Annotated in this window: 2 protein-coding genes; one reads left to right on the top strand and one right to left on the bottom strand. The window is 57.8% G+C overall.

Annotation, left to right across the window (positions count from 1 at the left end):
- Positions 1-66: 66 nt before the first annotated feature.
- Positions 67-1,020, bottom strand: coding sequence for a magnesium/cobalt transporter CorA (gene corA / locus B3187_RS08290; RefSeq protein WP_024459557.1), 954 nt, complete (start codon positions 1,018-1,020; stop codon positions 67-69).
- A 168-nt stretch (positions 1,021-1,188) separates the two neighbouring features.
- On the opposite strand from corA, the gene B3187_RS08295 reads away from it, so the two are divergent.
- A partial coding sequence (locus tag B3187_RS08295; protein WP_286805692.1) for a hypothetical protein occupies positions 1,189-1,432 on the top strand: 244 nt, incomplete at its 3' end.

Consider the following 1,432-nt stretch of genomic DNA (forward strand, 5'->3'; position numbering starts at 1 on the left):
ATGGATGGGTTTACGGCGTGTCTGGGAACCCTACACCCCACACCGCCCGCACCCACTGCTAAAAAATTACAACCAATCCTTGTGCTTGAAATACCAATAGGGTGCGATGCCCGATAGCACCATGATGACCAGGGCCCAGACGTAGCCGAATTGCCAGTCGAGCTCGGGCATCATCTCAAAGTTCATGCCGTACACGCTGGCGACCACGGTCGGGGGCAGGAAGACCACGGCGGCGATGGAGAAGGTTTTGATGATCTGGCTCTGTTCGATGTTGATGAAGCCCTGGGTGGAGTCCATCAGGAAGTTGATTTTGTCGAACAGGAAGGCGGTGTGGGACATCAGTGTGTCCACGTCGCGTTTGATTTCCCGGGCGGTTTCCTGCAGTTCGAAGTGCTCTCGCAGGTGGCGCTGCAGGAAGGAGATGGACCGCTGGGTGTCCATCAGACAGAGGCGGATTTTGCCGTTGCTGTCTTCGAGTTTGGCGAGCCGGTCGATGGCTTCTTCGAGTTCGGCGTCGTCGTCTTCCAGGACCATGTGGCTGACGTCTTCGAGTTTGCGGTGGATGTCTTCGAGGACGTCGGCGAGGTTTTCGACTTTCTGCTCGAACATGGTGATCATCAGGTCCTGGGGCGAGCTGGCCTGGACCTGGCCGCGCCGGGCGCGCATGCGCAGCAGGCGGAAGTCCGCGAGGTCGCCGTCGCGCAGGGTGATGAGGCGTTTGTCCTGAAGGATGAACGCGACGGTCACGGTGCTGTGGCGGCCTTCTCCCGGGGAAAGAAACAGGGAGTGAACGTGCAGGCCGGCGGCGTCCTGGAAGTAGCGGGCGGAGAATTCGATTTCTTCCACGTCGTCGGATTCGGGCAGTTCGGCCCGCAGGAAGGTGTTGAGCAGTTCGCGTTCTTCTTCGGAGGGTTCGTGAGCGTCGATCCAGACCGCATCATCCAGTGCGGTTTTGAGGTTGTTTTCATCCACGGGTTGGTCGCGCAGGGTTGCGCCCCGGATATTAAACATTCTCAGCATGGATCGTTCTCCTCGTCTCGTCCTTTGGGTGGATCACCCACCGTTTGCCACCCACAATAGCACAGTGATCTGAACGCTGTGTTATGCACAGTATACAACAGACGCCCATGGCCCGAATCTGCTATGGTGGTGGTTTGTGACCTATAAAACCCTAAAGATCCGTGCCCCATGAAAATTAATGAAGTCTCCGCCAATATCGATGACAAAATGCTGCGCCTGGAGCAACAGCTCGCCAACTTGCGGGCCGCTCGTCAACGGGTCGAAGGTGATGCCGGTGCGGTTGCGGTGATCGACCGGGATATTCAGGTGTTGATGGAGACCCGGGCCAAGCTGGAGCGTTCCCGGGAGCTGGTGTGGCAGGTTCACGACATCGGGGAACAAACCCGGCAACAGCATAAGCGGGATCGTTTTT

Origin of the sequence: Marinimicrobium sp. UBA4209 (assembly GCF_002381585.1) — a bacterium.
Classification (GTDB): domain Bacteria; phylum Pseudomonadota; class Gammaproteobacteria; order Pseudomonadales; family Cellvibrionaceae; genus Marinimicrobium; species Marinimicrobium koreense.

What these genes read in the sequence shown, in the direction of transcription:
- corA (WP_024459557.1), bottom strand. Translation starts at nt 1,020, where the DNA reads ATGCTGAGAATGTTTAATATCCGGGGCGCAACCCTGCGCGACCAACCC.